13 protein-coding genes and 1 tRNA gene are annotated in these 15,127 nt (G+C 45.4%); 11 read left to right on the top strand and 3 right to left on the bottom strand.

Translation table 11 applies throughout. The features are described from left to right. The first annotated feature begins 219 nt into the window (after positions 1 to 219). The 5 genes from AC3WJJ_RS18390 to AC3WJJ_RS18370 all read left to right on the top strand — a co-directional run bounded on the left by AC3WJJ_RS18390 (position 220) and on the right by AC3WJJ_RS18370 (position 5,536). Positions 220 to 1,185 (top strand): ABC transporter ATP-binding protein, encoded by a 966-nt coding sequence (locus tag AC3WJJ_RS18390; protein ID WP_492542945.1) that lies wholly within the window; start codon positions 220 to 222, stop codon positions 1,183 to 1,185. Then, positions 1,182 to 2,033 (top strand): ABC transporter permease, encoded by an 852-nt coding sequence (locus AC3WJJ_RS18385; protein ID WP_422659234.1) that lies wholly within the window; start codon positions 1,182 to 1,184, stop codon positions 2,031 to 2,033. The genes AC3WJJ_RS18390 and AC3WJJ_RS18385 overlap by 4 nt, the downstream gene beginning before the upstream one ends. Beyond that, a complete protein-coding gene (locus AC3WJJ_RS18380) occupies positions 2,030 to 2,836 on the top strand; it encodes an ABC transporter permease (protein WP_422659235.1) in 807 nt (268 codons plus the stop codon). The genes AC3WJJ_RS18385 and AC3WJJ_RS18380 overlap by 4 nt, the downstream gene beginning before the upstream one ends. Positions 2,837 to 2,904: 68 nt before the next feature. Further along, positions 2,905 to 3,957, top strand: coding sequence for an ABC transporter substrate-binding protein (locus AC3WJJ_RS18375; RefSeq protein ID WP_492542942.1), 1,053 nt, complete (start codon positions 2,905 to 2,907; stop codon positions 3,955 to 3,957). Positions 3,958 to 4,453: 496 nt separating this feature from the next. Then, the gene (locus tag AC3WJJ_RS18370; RefSeq protein ID WP_492542940.1) at positions 4,454 to 5,536 is read left to right on the top strand and encodes a PdaC/SigV domain-containing protein; all 1,083 of its coding nucleotides are present in this window, start codon (positions 4,454 to 4,456) and stop codon (positions 5,534 to 5,536) included. Between the two features lie 103 nt (positions 5,537 to 5,639). Here the strand turns inward: AC3WJJ_RS18370 and AC3WJJ_RS18365 are convergent, their stop codons facing one another. The 3 genes from AC3WJJ_RS18365 to AC3WJJ_RS18355 form a co-directional block, all read right to left on the bottom strand. Next, the gene (locus tag AC3WJJ_RS18365; protein ID WP_492542938.1) at positions 5,640 to 6,122 is read right to left on the bottom strand and encodes a hypothetical protein; all 483 of its coding nucleotides are present in this window, start codon (positions 6,120 to 6,122) and stop codon (positions 5,640 to 5,642) included. Positions 6,123 to 6,219: 97 nt separating this feature from the next. Next, entirely contained in the window at positions 6,220 to 6,816 is a 597-nt protein-coding gene (gene clpP, locus AC3WJJ_RS18360; RefSeq protein WP_492542936.1) for an ATP-dependent Clp endopeptidase proteolytic subunit ClpP, read from the bottom strand. A 168-nt stretch (positions 6,817 to 6,984) separates the two neighbouring features. Then, positions 6,985 to 7,059 (bottom strand) — tRNA-Arg (locus tag AC3WJJ_RS18355). Positions 7,060 to 7,404: 345 nt separating this feature from the next. Between AC3WJJ_RS18355 and AC3WJJ_RS18350 the strand changes: the two genes are divergently transcribed. The 6 genes from AC3WJJ_RS18350 (at position 7,405) to eno (ending at position 14,711) form a co-directional block, all read left to right on the top strand. Next, positions 7,405 to 8,436 (top strand): sugar-binding transcriptional regulator, encoded by a 1,032-nt coding sequence (locus tag AC3WJJ_RS18350; RefSeq protein ID WP_492542934.1) that lies wholly within the window; start codon positions 7,405 to 7,407, stop codon positions 8,434 to 8,436. A gap of 116 nt (positions 8,437 to 8,552) precedes the next feature. Beyond that, positions 8,553 to 9,557 carry a type I glyceraldehyde-3-phosphate dehydrogenase gene (gap, locus tag AC3WJJ_RS18345; protein WP_422659241.1) on the top strand — a complete coding sequence of 335 codons (1,005 nt, stop codon included), beginning with the start codon at positions 8,553 to 8,555 and terminating at the stop codon, positions 9,555 to 9,557. 221 nt (positions 9,558 to 9,778) lie between these two features. Then, positions 9,779 to 10,960 carry a phosphoglycerate kinase gene (locus AC3WJJ_RS18340; protein WP_492542931.1) on the top strand — a complete coding sequence of 394 codons (1,182 nt, stop codon included), beginning with the start codon at positions 9,779 to 9,781 and terminating at the stop codon, positions 10,958 to 10,960. A gap of 116 nt (positions 10,961 to 11,076) precedes the next feature. Further along, the gene (gene tpiA / locus AC3WJJ_RS18335) at positions 11,077 to 11,829 is read left to right on the top strand and encodes a triose-phosphate isomerase (RefSeq protein ID WP_492542929.1); all 753 of its coding nucleotides are present in this window, start codon (positions 11,077 to 11,079) and stop codon (positions 11,827 to 11,829) included. Between the two features lies 1 nt (position 11,830). Next, on the top strand, positions 11,831 to 13,375 hold the full coding sequence (gene gpmI / locus AC3WJJ_RS18330) for a 2,3-bisphosphoglycerate-independent phosphoglycerate mutase (RefSeq protein ID WP_492542927.1): 1,545 nt from the start codon (positions 11,831 to 11,833) through the stop codon (positions 13,373 to 13,375). Positions 13,376 to 13,421: 46 nt separating this feature from the next. Continuing rightward, positions 13,422 to 14,711, top strand: coding sequence for a phosphopyruvate hydratase (gene eno / locus AC3WJJ_RS18325; RefSeq protein WP_422659245.1), 1,290 nt, complete (start codon positions 13,422 to 13,424; stop codon positions 14,709 to 14,711). Positions 14,712 to 15,127: the final 416 nt, after the last annotated feature.

Here is a 15,127-nt window from a genome sequence, read left to right as displayed (position 1 = left end):
TATGCAAAAAACTGTACTTGTAAAGACGTTAAGCCATACCAATGGATATGGCTTTTTTCTCTTAGCGCATCTGATGATAATTGTGTGACTGTACAACATGATGTCGCAAGAATAAACACCGCGAAAACGCGGTTGCCCTTTAAGGAATACGTCGGAAGACGTTTTTCTTACTTTATAGGATAGACTACTAATATTAACCGTAAGGGGATGATGGTGCACATGATTGAACTTGTCCAAATAGAAAAACAGTTTCAGGGACAAGCGGTCGTGCATCCGCTGTCGCTCTCCATTAAGGAAGGAGAATTCCTGACTTTGCTGGGCCCCAGCGGTTGCGGCAAGACGACAATCCTCCGAATGATTGCAGGATTCGAACAGCCAACGGAAGGGGAAGTATGGCTCGCTGGTCAGAACGTGACTGATGTGCCGGCGAACAAGCGAGATTTGAATCTCGTGTTCCAACATTATGCCCTTTTCCCGCACATGACCGTAGAAGACAATATTGCCTTCGGATTGAAAATGAAAAAAATGCCGCGTTCTCAGATCAAGGAACGTGTAGCGGAAGCTGTGGCTATGACCCAGCTTACTCAACTTGTGGATCGTTATCCGCACCAGCTTTCGGGTGGACAGCAACAGCGTGTGGCTATTGCCCGTGCGATTGCGAATAAACCGAAAGTGCTTTTGCTGGATGAGCCGCTTGGTGCACTCGATCTTCAGCTCCGCAAAAACCTGCAGTCTGAATTGAAGCATCTACAGCGTTCGCTTGGCATTACATTTGTATATGTCACGCATGATCAGGAGGAAGCGATGATGCTATCAGACCGGATCGTTATTATGAATAACGGGAAGGTAGAGCAGATTGGTACTCCACGTGAGATTTACGCTAGACCACAAACCCTGTTCGCTGCAACCTTTGTTGGAGAGAACAATATATTCTCTTCGCGCGAAGGGCTTTTTGCTGTGCGTCCTGAGAAAATTACTCCGCTTCGCGGACCAGGTGGCAAGAAGACTGGCGTGATTGAGGATGTCCAGTACTTAGGCAACGTGCATAAATTGATGGTACAGCTCGAAGACGAACCGATGAGAGTAACCATTGCGCTTGACTTTACAGATGACGAGCCTTGGGAAGTCGGTGAAAGAATCGGCCTGAACTGGGATGCGAGAGATGAGGTGGGAATCGGGTCATGAGAAAATCTAAATTCCTCCTGACTCCTGTCCTGCTGTGGCTCTCCCTGTTCCTTATTGTACCGATGCTTATTGTAGTAGCCATATCTTTTATGCAACGTGATGTGCATGGAGATATCGTATTTTCCTTCAGCCTGGAAGGATACAAGACGTTCTTCGATCCGTTATATCTCGGCATTTACTGGGATACGCTTGTTCTATCCGTGTTAACCACGGTCATTTGTCTATTCGTCAGCTATCCGCTGGCCTATTATATAGCCAACGCCTCCCCGCGTATCCAGACATGGGGGCTGATCTTAATCACCGTGCCGTTTTGGATCAATTTCTTGATTCGTACGTATGCTTGGGTGCTTCTACTCCGAACACAAGGGGTTGTAAATACCGTTCTTATGAATCTGGGATGGATTGATGAACCTATGCAGATGCTGTATACGAAGGGTGCTGTCCTGCTTGGGATGGTATACAACTTCATTCCGTTCATGGTGCTTCCCATTTATGTGGCACTGGAACAGATGGACAAGCGTCTTCTTGATGCAGCAAGCGATTTAGGTGCTTCGAAGTGGAGGGCATTCCGACATGTTACCTTACCTCAGAGCAAATCCGGTATTATGACGGGTTCCATCTTGGTATACGTATCTACAACAGGCATGTTCGTTGTTACAGATATTCTAGGCGGTGCAAAATCGGCTATGATTAGTAACATTATTCAAGCACAGTTCCTGGGTGCGCGTAACTGGCCGTTTGGAGCTGCCTTGTCGGTTATTTTTGTTATTACCTCGCTGGTGTTAGTGATGTTATTCAACAGGGCCATGCAAGCCCGTCACCAACGATTGAAGGAGGGGAGAGCGTGAAGAAACGAAGTCACCCCTTACTTGGGATTCACTCATTCTTGATGATGGCTTTCATCTATGTACCGATTCTTATGATCGTGATCTATTCCTTTAATGATACACGGTTGAGTGGTAACTGGGAGGGCTTTACGTTCGACTGGTATGTTTCGCTGTTCAGTAATAGAAACGTTATGGAAGCTCTCATGAACAGTTTGACCGTTGCCGTGATCTCAACGATTGTATCCACTATTCTCGGGACATTAGCGGCTTTATCACTTCGTAACCTCGGGAGAAAGAGTCGGAGTGGCATGACAGGGCTGATGTACTTACCAGTCATTATCCCAGACATTATCATGGGTCTGTCACTGCTTGTTCTATTCACGCAGATGGATATGCCTCTAGGTAAGACAACGATTATTATCGCTCATATTACATTCAGCTTATCTTATGTGTATGTAGTGGTAACGGCGCGGCTTGCTAATATGGGTAAGCAACTAGAAGAAGCAGCGCTGGATCTAGGAGCTTCCCGGTGGCAGACCTTCCGTCATGTAACATTGCCGCAGATCTCCCCAGGTATTATCTCTGGCGCACTGATTGCATTCACACTGTCGCTTGATGATTTCATGGTTAGCTTCTTTGTAGCTGGCCCGAGCTCAACAACGCTTCCGATTTATATCTATGCCCAGGTGAAGCGAGGGATTTCCCCGGAAATTAACGCATTATGTACATTGCTCATTTTGGTGAGCGTAACGCTGATCCTACTTGCTCAATATGTACTTAACCGGGGCAATGGTCAGAAGAAACACAAGACACTGCCGATCTAAGCGGACGAACCGTTTTTCGGATAAATTTGTTTAAAAAAATGTAAGGCGGAAAGAGAGGAGATAGTGAATTGAAAAAATCGAGATGGACCCGTCTGCTGCTGGCAGGCGTGATCGCTACAATGTCGTTAACAGCCTTGGTAGCTTGTGGCTCCGAAAAGGAAACTCTGCACATTTATAGTTGGGCGGATAACTTTGACCCAGCGGTGCTGAAGGATTTTGAGAAAGAGTTCGATGTCAAGGTGACATACGACAATTACGCGAATAATGAGGACTTGCTGGCGAAGATTAAAGTAGGCGGTAGCGGCTATGATCTAATTCAGCCTTCCGATTATATGGTAAAGACCATGATCAATATGGATTTGCTGGAGCCGCTTGATAAGAACAACATCCCGAACATCGATAATATTGCGGATACGTTTAAGAATCCGGATTTTGATCCGGGCAATAAATACTCTGTAATTTATACATCCGGTGTAACGGGAATCGCATATAACAAGAAGTATGTTAAAGAAGAGATTAAGAGTTGGAATGATCTTTGGAATCCAGCTTATAAAGGCAAAGTGCTGCTCCTTGATGACAATCGTGAAATGATCGGTATGGCACTCAAGAAGGAAGGTAAATCTAACAGCACAACGAATGAAGCGGAGATTAAGACGGCTGTGGATGAGCTGAGAACTTTACTCCCGAACGTACTGGCCTTTGATACAGACAACATTAAGCAGAAGATGATTCAAGAAGAAGGCTGGATCGCAACCGTATGGTCTGGTGATGCTTCTTTTATCGCTAAGGAAAATCCGGATGTAGCTTATGTTGTACCAGAAGAAGGGGCAACCATCTTCTCTGATAACTATGCGATTCCAAAAGGCGCGAAGAACAAAGAACTGGCAGAGAAGTTTATCAACTATATGCTAGATCCAAAAGTGAGTGCTAAAAACTATGAATTCATCGGTTACAGCAATCCGAACAGTAAAGCGATGGAGTTCCATAATGAGGAATATCGTGCAGATAAAATGATCAACCTGACAGAAGATGAACTGAAGCGCACAGAGTGGCTGGGCGATGTCGGTGAGAATCTGCAAATTTACGACCGTTTCTGGACGGAACTGAAGAGCGGAAGATAAGAACCGGCACACTAAAGGCTGGCTATTGAAATAGTTAAGAATGGTTATTAAGGACCCGTAGGGGAACGCTTTGAGACAAAGTGTTCCTTCGTGCGGGTCTTTTTTTATAACGAGTCGTTTATTGAACCTCATTAGCAGTGGGACATTTCGGGCCGGGGCATATTCCCGGACACAGAATCCGCTATTTTCGTGATTTGGGCCGAATGTGCTACTTAAATGGACGGTAGATCCGCTATTTAATCATATTCGTTGATTTTACAGCTCTTTTTGGCTCAATAGTGGAACCTGTGTCCGATAGATTACGAAAAAAACTTTTGAGTGAAATAAGGGATTTGGTGTCCAATAATACGCGGTATGACGGTCTTTATTGTTTCTAATTAACAGGAATCAAAATTGTCACCACGATTGTTACCTCTCTAACTAACGTGTTCCCTATAATGGAAATGGGTAATATAGTAAATGACCTTACTTTTATATGGAAGGTGGAGCATAATATATGAATTATAAAATGAAATATGGTGCAGCGGTTATTGCAACAGGCGTATTTTTGGGAGGATTAAGTTTAAGTGGACAAGCAGTAGATGCAAGCAATTCTAAGACCACAGCTAGTTCGGTAGCAGCTTCTTCAAAGAAAGTGAATTCTGATATATCGCTTAAGTGGAATGGTAAAGCATTATCGCAGAAAGGAATGCTTGATCATGGTGCCCTTTATGTGCCAGCAACGGTAATTCGAGATGTACTCGGTCTTCCTTTGAAATATGACGCCAAGAACAAGGTTTACACGCTAGGTGATGGCTACAACAAATTAAGCGCGAATGTATATGATGCGAATGAAATCTATCTCACGGTGAATGGATATTTTGCAGGAGAACCAGGCGCTAAGATTGTAAACGGCCGATTGTACATCCCTTACAAAGTGCTGAATGAATACATGGGTATTCAAGGACAATGGAGTCCGTCTGCGAAACTGCTAAATATGACAGCGAAGAAACAAAATCCAATCACCATTAAGACAGAGACAGTGAAGAAGAAAATTCTAAATACAACAGCGGTTGTAAATTATCCGGTCATTAGTGGCTTAGAGAATGAAGAGGCCCAGACGAAAATCAACAATGTACTAAAAACAAATATGGAAAATGTGTTCGATGGAGCTGAAGGAGACATAGGCACCTTACCTCCATCAGGAAGTAATTATCCGTATGAGTTCCAGGGAGATTTCGTGGTGCATTATAATGCTAACGGTTTACTCAGCATCACGACATATAATTATTCCTATACAGGCGGGGCGCACGGCATGACGTTCCGCAATAGCTATACGTTCTCGCTCAAGGATGGAAAGCAGATGAAGCTTGGTGATTTCATCAACATGCAGGGTAAGAACAAGCAGAAGTTAAATAACCTTGTCCTTAACAAAATGAAACAAGATGGCGGATACCTTGGCGGTTTTAAAGGGGTCCCTGCAGATGCTCAGTTCTATCTGAAGGATAATGCAGCTGTTCTGTATTTCTCGTTATATGAATACACAGCATACGCTTATGGTTTCCCGCAGTTTGAGCTGAATTTGAAGGAATGGAAATAGCAATATTCGAGATTGTGAAAAATAAGGGGCAGAAGCCAAGAAATTGGCCTCTGCCCTTGCTTTATTTTGGTCTATCTTTGACTTCGCTCGATTGAAGGTCTCATTACTTCTCCTGAACAATGGGTGTATTCTTGCTGCGGAAACGGCCGAGTGAATAACCGAGTAATCCTGCTACGAGAGCAATCATGGTGCACAGGAGTACAAGGGTTAGGTCCGATGGAATATTTAGAAATAATCGGAGTCCGTAAAGGGGGAAGAAATAAATAAAGGCAACGGGAAGAAGTATGATGAATGATTTTGTCAAATAACCTAATGCAAAAACTAAAATACCTGCTATCCAGTACAGGGAAAACCAGCGAACAAAATAAGATTGGTCTTTTAACCCGAGCAACAGGCCAAGCAGAAATAGTAGTATGACAGCAAAGACAGATGCAACTGTGTGTTGTATATCAGGTGTATTTCCTTTAAACGCAGGAAGTATGTTGATTATGGAAAATGGGATTGAACAGAGGGGAAGTAGTAAAATCAAGGATAATCGGTTACCCACTATAGTCATCTCTCCGATCGCAATATTAATTAATCCCAATTATATCCACAAAAGACATAGGGTGTCTAATTATTTCATGCCAAAAAGGCTAACATCCGTATATTAACGGATATTAGCCTCTTGTTGTTGCAAAATGTTAGATGCCTTGCGGCGGCGTGCTCTCAAGAACTTGGTCGATCAGACCGTATTCCTTCGCTTCAGCAGCAGTCATGAAATAGTCACGATCCGTATCCTTCTCAATACGCTCAAGCGGTTGACCTGTGCGCTCTGCGAGAATATGGTTCAGCTTATCGCGCATCTTCAGGATGCGACGGGCGCGGATTTCGATATCCGTTGCTTGCCCTTGAGCTCCACCAAGTGGTTGGTGAATCATAACTTCACTGTTAGGAAGCGCAAAACGTTTACCCTTAGCGCCTGCATTCAGCAGGAATGCTCCCATGGAAGCAGCCATGCCGACACAGATGGTAGACACGTCAGGTTTGATAAACTGCATTGTATCGAATATGGCCATACCAGCGGTGATTGATCCGCCAGGGCTATTGATGTAAAGGTGAATGTCCTTCTCTGGGTCCTCAGCTGCCAAGAACAGCATTTGTGCAATGATGGCATTGGCAACTACGTCATTCACGTCGGAGCCGAGGAAGATGATGCGATCTTTCAGCAATCTGGAATAGATGTCGTACGCGCGCTCACCGCGGTTGCTTTGTTCAACGACCATAGGTATGAAACTCATATAAAAAACCTCCTCTTAAATGCATTCCTCATTAAAATACTGTTACCGTATTACCCACATAATAAACAATTTCAACCATAAAGTCAAAGAAAGTCAAACTATTGGGTAAAAAAAAGAGCCGTTATGGGCACTTGTGGGTAAACAATATATAGAAGTTATGAAAATAAATGGCGCGCCCGCGAGGAATCGAACCTCGATCTCAGGCTCCGGAGGCCTACGTCATATCCATTGGACCACGGGCGCAAAATAGCAACGAAGATGATTATACCGCATCTTTTTCGAAAAGACAAGAACAGTGCCAAAGATTCTAATAAGCATGGCTGATGAGAGCGAGACAGAATCCATCTGTATATGAAGAAATTCACACCTTTTGGGAGATACTGTATATGACTTTGACAGTTGTGTATCCACTTTAAGGACAACCTCTTCCCGATGTATAAGAATGCTTAGGGTTGAGAAATATACATTCGGAACACTTGCAACCTCCATAAATATTGGTTAGAATAAGGGTGGGACTTAAAACGCTTGACTGGGACATTTTGCGACCATCGGTAGAAGGTCCAAGACGAAGTTGCAGGAGTGGAATGCATGCGTAACTTATTAGAATTACAAGAGCAGCTTCTGCCCGATCTCATGGACATTCTCAAGCGAAGATATACGATCCTTCATCAGATCATGTTATCTGGAATGGTGGGGCGCAGGACGCTCGCGGCATCACTGTCAATGACCGAACGTGTGCTGAGGGCCGAAACAGACCTACTGAAAGCACAAGGGCTCATCGAGATTGAGACGCTTGGGATGAGGATTAGCAGTAGCGGACAGAACTTACTTGACCAGCTTGAGCCTGTCATGAATGATTTGTTCGGATTAGCTGATCTGGAGGAGAAGATCCGCGAGGCTTACGGGCTGCGTAAAGTAGTAGTTGTCCCCGGTGATAGTGAGTCTTCAGCTGATGTGAAACGCGAACTTGGCAGGGCAGGTGCAAGAACATTACTTAACTATGTCAATAGCGGAGACATCATTGCTGTAACAGGTGGATCAACGCTCGCTGAAGTAGCTGAGCAGATGGCACCGCCGTCAGCTGGTCCTTTAACAGGTTCGTGGTTTGTACCTGCAAGGGGCGGTTTGGGCGAGAGTATGGAGATTCAAGCCAACACAATCGCATCTAAGATGGCGAAGAAGGTAGGAGCCGAATATCGGCTACTGCATGTACCAGATCTGTTGAGCGACGATGCCTATCAGTCACTGGTTCAGGATCACCATATCCGGGACATTGTGAATGTGATACGTCGATCATGTGTTATTGTTCACGGTATAGGAGATGCTATGGAGATGGCTCACCGCAGGAAGCTTGATGAACCTTCAATTAAGGATCTGAAAGCGGAAGGTGCGATTGCCGAATCCTTTGGCTACTATTTCAGTGAAGATGGAACAGTCGTTCACCGTATGCTTACCCTTGGGCTAAGACTTGAGGATATTATGCGGACAGAGACGATTATTGGTATCGCTGGTGGACGAAGTAAGGCTAAAGCGATACATGCCGTGCTGAAGTTCGGACACGAGGACATTCTCGTTATGGATGAGGCCGCGGCTCTGGAAATAGCGAAGAGCCTGGACTAAGCGACAGGCATAAAGAACAATGACGAAGAGCATTCGTACTAACTTTGTTGTCATGATGGGCCTCACGGTCCGTCTTGAATAAATAAAAAACTTTCACTATATGGAGGGAAATACTCATGGTTAAAGTAGGTATTAACGGATTTGGACGTATTGGACGTAACGTGTTCCGCGCAGCGCTGGACAACAAGGATGTTGAAATTGTTGCAATCAACGATTTGACAGACGTAAAAACGCTGGCACACCTTTTGAAATATGACACAACACATGGCAAATTCAACGCAACTGTAGAAGCTAAAGAAGGCGCGCTTGTTGTAAATGGCAGAGAAGTTAAAGTATTTGCAGAGCGTAACCCTGAGAACCTTCCTTGGAGCTCCGTAGGCGCTGAAATCGTTGTGGAATCCACTGGTATCTTCACAGCTAAAGAAAAAGCTGAAGCTCACTTGAAAGGCGGCGCGAAGAAAGTTATCATCTCCGCACCAGCTACTAACGAAGATATCACAATCGTTATGGGTGTTAACGAAGATAAGTATGACGCAGCTAGCCATACAGTAATCTCCAACGCTTCTTGCACAACGAACTGCTTGGCACCATTTGCTAAAGTATTGAACGACAAATTTGGTATCGTTAAAGGTATGATGAACACTATTCACTCCTACACTAACGACCAAAACGTTCTTGACCTGCCGCACAAAGACCTTCGTCGTGCTCGCGCAGCAGCTCAAAACATCATCCCAACTACAACTGGTGCAGCGAAAGCAGTATCCCTTGTATTGCCTGAATTGAAAGGCAAATTGAACGGTATGTCCATGCGTGTTCCTACACCTAACGTTTCCGTTACAGACTTGGTTGTTGAGCTTGAGAAGAACGTTACAGTTGAAGAAGTTAACGCAGCTTTGAAAGAAGCAGCTGAAGGCGCATTGAAAGGTATCATGAACTACTCTGATGAGCCTTTGGTATCGAGCGACTACAATGGTGACCCAGCTTCTTCCACAATTGACGCATTGTCAACTATGGTAATTGGCGACAACATGGTGAAAGTCGTTTCTTGGTATGACAACGAGTGGGGCTATTCCAACCGTGTTGTTGACCTCGCTGCATACATCGCAAGCAAAGGTCTGTAATTGATCTGATACACAAATCGAAGAGGGGTTCCTTGTGGCGCTCCTCTTTGATTTTGTCTTATGGAAACGTATCAGCTTCTTAATAAGGAAGAGTCGTTTCTACTTGTTTATATATTTTCATGCCAGAGTACTGGGAAGAATAGATAGAACCGGACTCTAAAACAAAAGAGAGAGCAGCTGCGCTGTCGGCGAGGAAATAGTTTCTTAGGAGGAACGTGGAGATGAACAAGAAAAGTGTACGTGATGTAGAAGTAAGCGGCAAACGGGTGTTTGTCCGCGTCGATTTCAATGTACCCCTTGAGGATGGAAAGATTACTGATGATACTCGGATCCGTGAAACTCTGCCGACCATTAAGTATTTGGTAGAGAAGGGCGCTAAAGTCATTTTGGCAAGCCATATGGGTCGTCCGAAAGGTCAAGTGGTTGAATCCATGCGCTTGACGCCTGCAAGCGAACGCTTGTCTGAGCTTCTTGGCAAACCTGTCGTGAAGGCAGATGAAGCAATTGGGGATGCAGTAAAAGCTCAAATTGCAAACATGAAGGACGGAGACGTTCTCGTGCTTGAAAACGTTCGTTTTTATCCGGGTGAAGAGAAGAATGATCCAGAGCTTGCGAAGCAATTCGCTGAGCTTGCCGACCTGTTCGTGAATGATGCTTTTGGTGCTGCACACCGTGCACATGCATCGACTGAAGGAATCGCGCATCATCTTCCAGCTGTATCGGGTCTTCTGATGGAGAAAGAATTGTCTGTACTTGGCAAAGCTCTTTTGAACCCGGATCGTCCATTCACAGCTATTATCGGTGGATCGAAGGTTAAAGACAAAATCGATGTGATTAATAACCTGCTTACGCTCGCTGACAACGTCATTATCGGCGGTGGACTTGCTTACACGTTCTTCAAAGCCCAAGGTCACGAGATCGGTCAATCCCTGTGTGATGATTCCAAACTGGACACTGCACTTGGCTTTATCGAGAAAGCAAAAGAACTTGGTAAGAACTTCTACCTTCCGGTAGACATTGTGGTTTCGGATGATTTCAGTGCGGACGCTAACACGAAAATCGTTGATATCGACAGTATTCCTGCAGATTGGGAAGGCGTAGACATCGGACCGAAGACGCGTGCGAAGTATGCAGAAGTGATCAAAAACTCCAAGTTGGTTGTATGGAATGGACCGATGGGTGTATTTGAAATTGAACCTTTCTCTAACGGTACTCGTGAAGTAGCACAAGCTTGTGCAGATACGGAAGCTTACACGATTATTGGCGGCGGTGATTCCGCAGCAGCAGCAGAGAAGTTCCACTTGGCAGATAAAATGAACCACATCTCTACAGGTGGCGGTGCATCTCTTGAGTTCATGGAAGGTAAAGAGCTTCCTGGTGTTGTGGCACTGAACGATAAGTAGTAAAATTTCACGTAGAAGCGCTGTTGTCCTAGGATAACAGTTGGTTCTACTTGTATAGCGTAAGTTATCGCAAAGAATCGAACCCCAAGATGGGGGTGAGCAAAGGAGTGAACTGTGTGAGAACACCTATCATAGCTGGCAACTGGAAAATGTTCAAAACTGTTCCGGAAGCTAAAGCATTCTTCGAAGAAGTAAAAGGAAAAGCGGAAGTCGAGGGCGTTGAAGCCGTGATCTGCGCGCCGTTTACGAACCTTCCAGCACTTGTTGAAGCTGCTAAAGGTACTAGCATCAAGATTGGTGCGCAAAACTTGCATTTTGAAGAAAATGGCGCATTCACTGGCGAAATCAGCGGCGTTATGCTGCAAGATTTGGGCGTGGATTATGTCATTATCGGACACTCTGAGCGTCGTCAATATTTTGGCGAAACGGATGAGATTGTGAACAAAAAGGTTCATGCTGCATTCCGTCATAGCCTTCTTCCAATCGTGTGTGTTGGTGAGAAGCTTGAAGAGCGTGAAGCTGGACAAACTAAAGATGTATGTAAAGTACAAACAGAAGCTGCTTTTGCAGGAATTCCTGCGGATCAAGCGGTTCATGTTGTCATTGCTTACGAGCCGATCTGGGCAATTGGAACAGGTAAATCTTCTACAGCACAGGACGCTAACGAAGTAATCTCTTACATCCGTGACCTTGTGAAAGGAATGTATGGTGAAGACGTCGCTGCTCAAGTACGTATTCAATACGGCGGTAGTGTGAAGCCTGAGAATGTAGCAGAGTACATGGGACAAAGCGATATCGACGGTGCGCTCGTTGGCGGTGCTAGCTTGCAGCCGGCTTCTTATATCCAACTCGTTGAGGGGGCGAAGTAAGATGTCAGCACCCAAACCGGTAGCATTAATCATCATGGATGGATTCGGTCTGCGTAACACGTCTGAAGGCAACGCGGTCTCTCAGGCGAACAAGCCGAACTATGATCGTTATTTGAAGCAGTATCCGAATACGACATTGACAGCTTGTGGTGAAGCAGTAGGTCTTCCAGAAGGACAGATGGGTAACTCCGAAGTGGGCCATCTGAATATCGGAGCCGGCCGGATCGTTTATCAGGACCTGACTCGGATTTCGAAATCGATTCGCGAAGGTGAATTCTATGAGAATGAAACCTTGGTTGAAGCGATTCGGGCCGCTAAGAAAAACAACAAGAAGCTCCACCTGTACGGTCTTGTGTCCGACGGTGGTGTCCACAGTCATATTGAGCATATGTTCGCTATGCTGGATCTGGCGAAGAAGGAAGATATGCATGAAGTGTACATCCATGGTTTCATGGATGGCCGCGATGTGGCTCCTGACAGTGGTAAGCAGTTTGTTAAAGATCTGCTTGCTAAAATTGAGGAAGTCGGTGTCGGCAAAATTGCTACGATTTCGGGACGCTACTATGCGATGGACCGCGACAAACGCTGGGATCGTGTAGAGAAAGCTTACCGTGCGATGGTATATGGCGAAGGCCCGAAATACACAGATCCGCTGAAAGCGATCAATGAATCTTATGAGAAATCGGTTTACGATGAATTCGTAGAGCCAACTGTTATTGTAGATGATCAGGGCAATCCGGTGAGTCTGGTAGAAAGCGGAGATTCCGTTATCTTCCTGAACTATCGTCCGGACCGTGCGATTCAGCTGTCCCAGGTATTTACGAACAAAGATTTCCGTGGATTTGAGCGTGGACCTAAGTTCCCACAAGGCTTGCATTTTGTCTGCTTAACCTTGTTCAGCGAAACTGTGGAAGGCTTTGTAGCATACAAGCCGAAAAACCTCGACAATACGCTTGGTGAAGTTCTTGTGCAGAACAACAAGAAACAACTACGTATTGCTGAAACGGAGAAATACCCACACGTAACCTTCTTCTTCAGTGGTGGCCGTGATGTAGAACTTCCGGGTGAAACTCGGGTGCTGATCAACTCACCAAAGGTTGCTACTTATGATCTGCAGCCTGAGATGAGCGCTTATGAAGTGGCAGATGCTTGTGTGAAGGAGATCGAAGCGGATAAACACGATGCGATCATCCTGAACTTTGCAAATCCAGACATGGTTGGTCACTCCGGCATGCTGGAACCAACGATCAAAGCAGTAGAAACAACTGATGAATGTGTTGGTAAAGTAGTGGATGCAGTTCTTGCTAAGGGCGGTGTGGTAATCATCACTGCTGACCACGGTAATGCGGATATGGTGTTCGATGAGAATGGACGGCCGTTTACAGCTCATACAACAAATCCAGTTCCGTTTATCGTGACTGAGGAGAACGTAACCCTGCGTGAAGGTGGTATCCTAGCTGATATCGCTCCAACCATCCTAGATCTGATGCAGCTTGATAAACCGGAGGAAATGACCGGTACTTCCATGATTGCATCTCGCAAATAAATTGATTTACTATTTAAAATAAATAACTTTAAAGGAGACTACACAAATGACTGTTATTTCTGACGTTTATGCACGCGAAGTCCTTGACTCCCGTGGTAACCCGACTGTAGAAGTTGAAGTATACTTAGAATCCGGCGCAATTGGCCGCGCAATCGTACCATCCGGTGCATCCACTGGTGTTCACGAAGCTGTTGAGCTTCGCGACGACGACAAATCCCGTTACCTTGGTAAAGGTGTTTTGAAAGCTGTTGAGAACGTAAACGAAATTATCGCTCCAGAAGTGATCGGCATGGATGCTTTGGATCAACTTGGCATCGACAAGCTGATGATCAACTTGGATGGAACTCCAAACAAAGGCAAGCTAGGCGCTAACGCAATCCTGGCTGTATCCATGGCTGTTGCTCGCGCAGCTGCTGACGCTCTTGACCTGCCGCTGTATGTTTACCTCGGTGGATTCAATGCAAAACAACTTCCAGTACCAATGATGAACATCGTTAACGGTGGTGCTCACGCTGACAACAACGTTGACGTTCAAGAGTTCATGGTATTGCCTGTTGGCGCTGAAAGCTTCAAAGAAGCACTTCGTATGGGCGCTGAAATCTTCCACAACCTGAAATCCGTACTTAAAGGTAAAGGCTTGAACACTGCAGTTGGTGACGAAGGTGGATTCGCTCCTAACTTCACTTCCAACGAAGATGCATTGTCTTCCATTATCGAAGCGATCGAAAAAGCTGGCTACAAGCCAGGCGAAGATGTATTCCTCGGTATGGACGTAGCTTCCACTGAGTTCTTCAAAGATGGTAAGTATGTTCTTGAAGGCGAAGGCAAATCCTTCACGCCTGCAGAGTTCGTTGACCTGCTTGCTTCTTGGGTTGATAAATACCCAATCATCACAATCGAAGACGGATGCTCCGAAGACGACTGGGATGGTTGGAAATTGCTCACTGAGAAATTGGGTGACAAAATTCAACTCGTTGGTGACGACTTGTTCGTTACGAACACTGAGCGTTTGGAAAGAGGTATCAATGAAAACATTGGTAACTCCATCCTGATCAAAGTTAACCAAATCGGTACATTGACTGAAACATTCGATGCAATCGAAATGGCTAAACGCGCTGGATACACAGCTGTTATCTCTCACCGTTCCGGTGAATCCGAAGATAGCACAATCGCTGATATCGCAGTTGCTACAAACGCTGGTCAGATCAAAACAGGTGCTCCTTCCCGTACTGACCGTGTTGCGAAATACAACCAATTGCTTCGCATCGAAGATCAATTGGGTGAACTCGCTCAATACAACGGCTTGAAGTCTTTCTACAACTTGAAGCAAAAATAATTGAGATAGATGAAAGCCCGGCTCCTGCTTTAGGGAGCTGGGCTTTTTTTGCGTTGTCATGGATGGAGGGCAATGATAAGGGCTGCACACTATTGGTGGCTGCGTTGGCGGTGCGTAAATCGTCTCCGGTCGCTGTTAAAATCGGGAAACTGAAATGGAATAGTCTAAGGAGGTTTCCCGATTTTAAAGGCGAACGCGATGCTCCTCCGACCGATTCACGCACCTATTGCAGTGGAGAGGAGTGCAGCCCTTTCGGGTGTCTCATGGGAGCGCAAAAGAAGCCCAGCTCTGGGTAAACTACACGAGCTGGGCTTTTGGAAGTGGAGGGAGAGACTCTTAGGTGGCTGCGTTGGCGGTGCGTAAATCGTCTCCGGTCGCTGTTAAAATCGGGAAACTGAAATGGAATAGTCTAAGGA

The sequence above is a fragment of the Paenibacillus sp. FW507-14B1B genome (assembly GCF_058781425.1).
Note: the sequence above shows the minus strand (reverse complement) of the source record. Positions and strands in the feature narration are given on the sequence as shown.

What these genes read in the sequence shown, in the direction of transcription:
- AC3WJJ_RS18390 (WP_492542945.1), top strand. Translation starts at nt 220, where the DNA reads ATGATTGAACTTGTCCAAATAGAAAAACAGTTTCAGGGACAAGCGGTC.
- AC3WJJ_RS18385 (WP_422659234.1), top strand. Translation starts at nt 1,182, where the DNA reads ATGAGAAAATCTAAATTCCTCCTGACTCCTGTCCTGCTGTGGCTCTCC.
- AC3WJJ_RS18370 (WP_492542940.1), top strand. Translation starts at nt 4,454, where the DNA reads ATGAATTATAAAATGAAATATGGTGCAGCGGTTATTGCAACAGGCGTA.
- clpP (WP_492542936.1), bottom strand. Translation starts at nt 6,816, where the DNA reads ATGAGTTTCATACCTATGGTCGTTGAACAAAGCAACCGCGGTGAGCGC.
- AC3WJJ_RS18350 (WP_492542934.1), top strand. Translation starts at nt 7,405, where the DNA reads ATGCGTAACTTATTAGAATTACAAGAGCAGCTTCTGCCCGATCTCATG.
- gap (WP_422659241.1), top strand. Translation starts at nt 8,553, where the DNA reads ATGGTTAAAGTAGGTATTAACGGATTTGGACGTATTGGACGTAACGTG.
- AC3WJJ_RS18340 (WP_492542931.1), top strand. Translation starts at nt 9,779, where the DNA reads ATGAACAAGAAAAGTGTACGTGATGTAGAAGTAAGCGGCAAACGGGTG.
- gpmI (WP_492542927.1), top strand. Translation starts at nt 11,831, where the DNA reads ATGTCAGCACCCAAACCGGTAGCATTAATCATCATGGATGGATTCGGT.
- eno (WP_422659245.1), top strand. Translation starts at nt 13,422, where the DNA reads ATGACTGTTATTTCTGACGTTTATGCACGCGAAGTCCTTGACTCCCGT.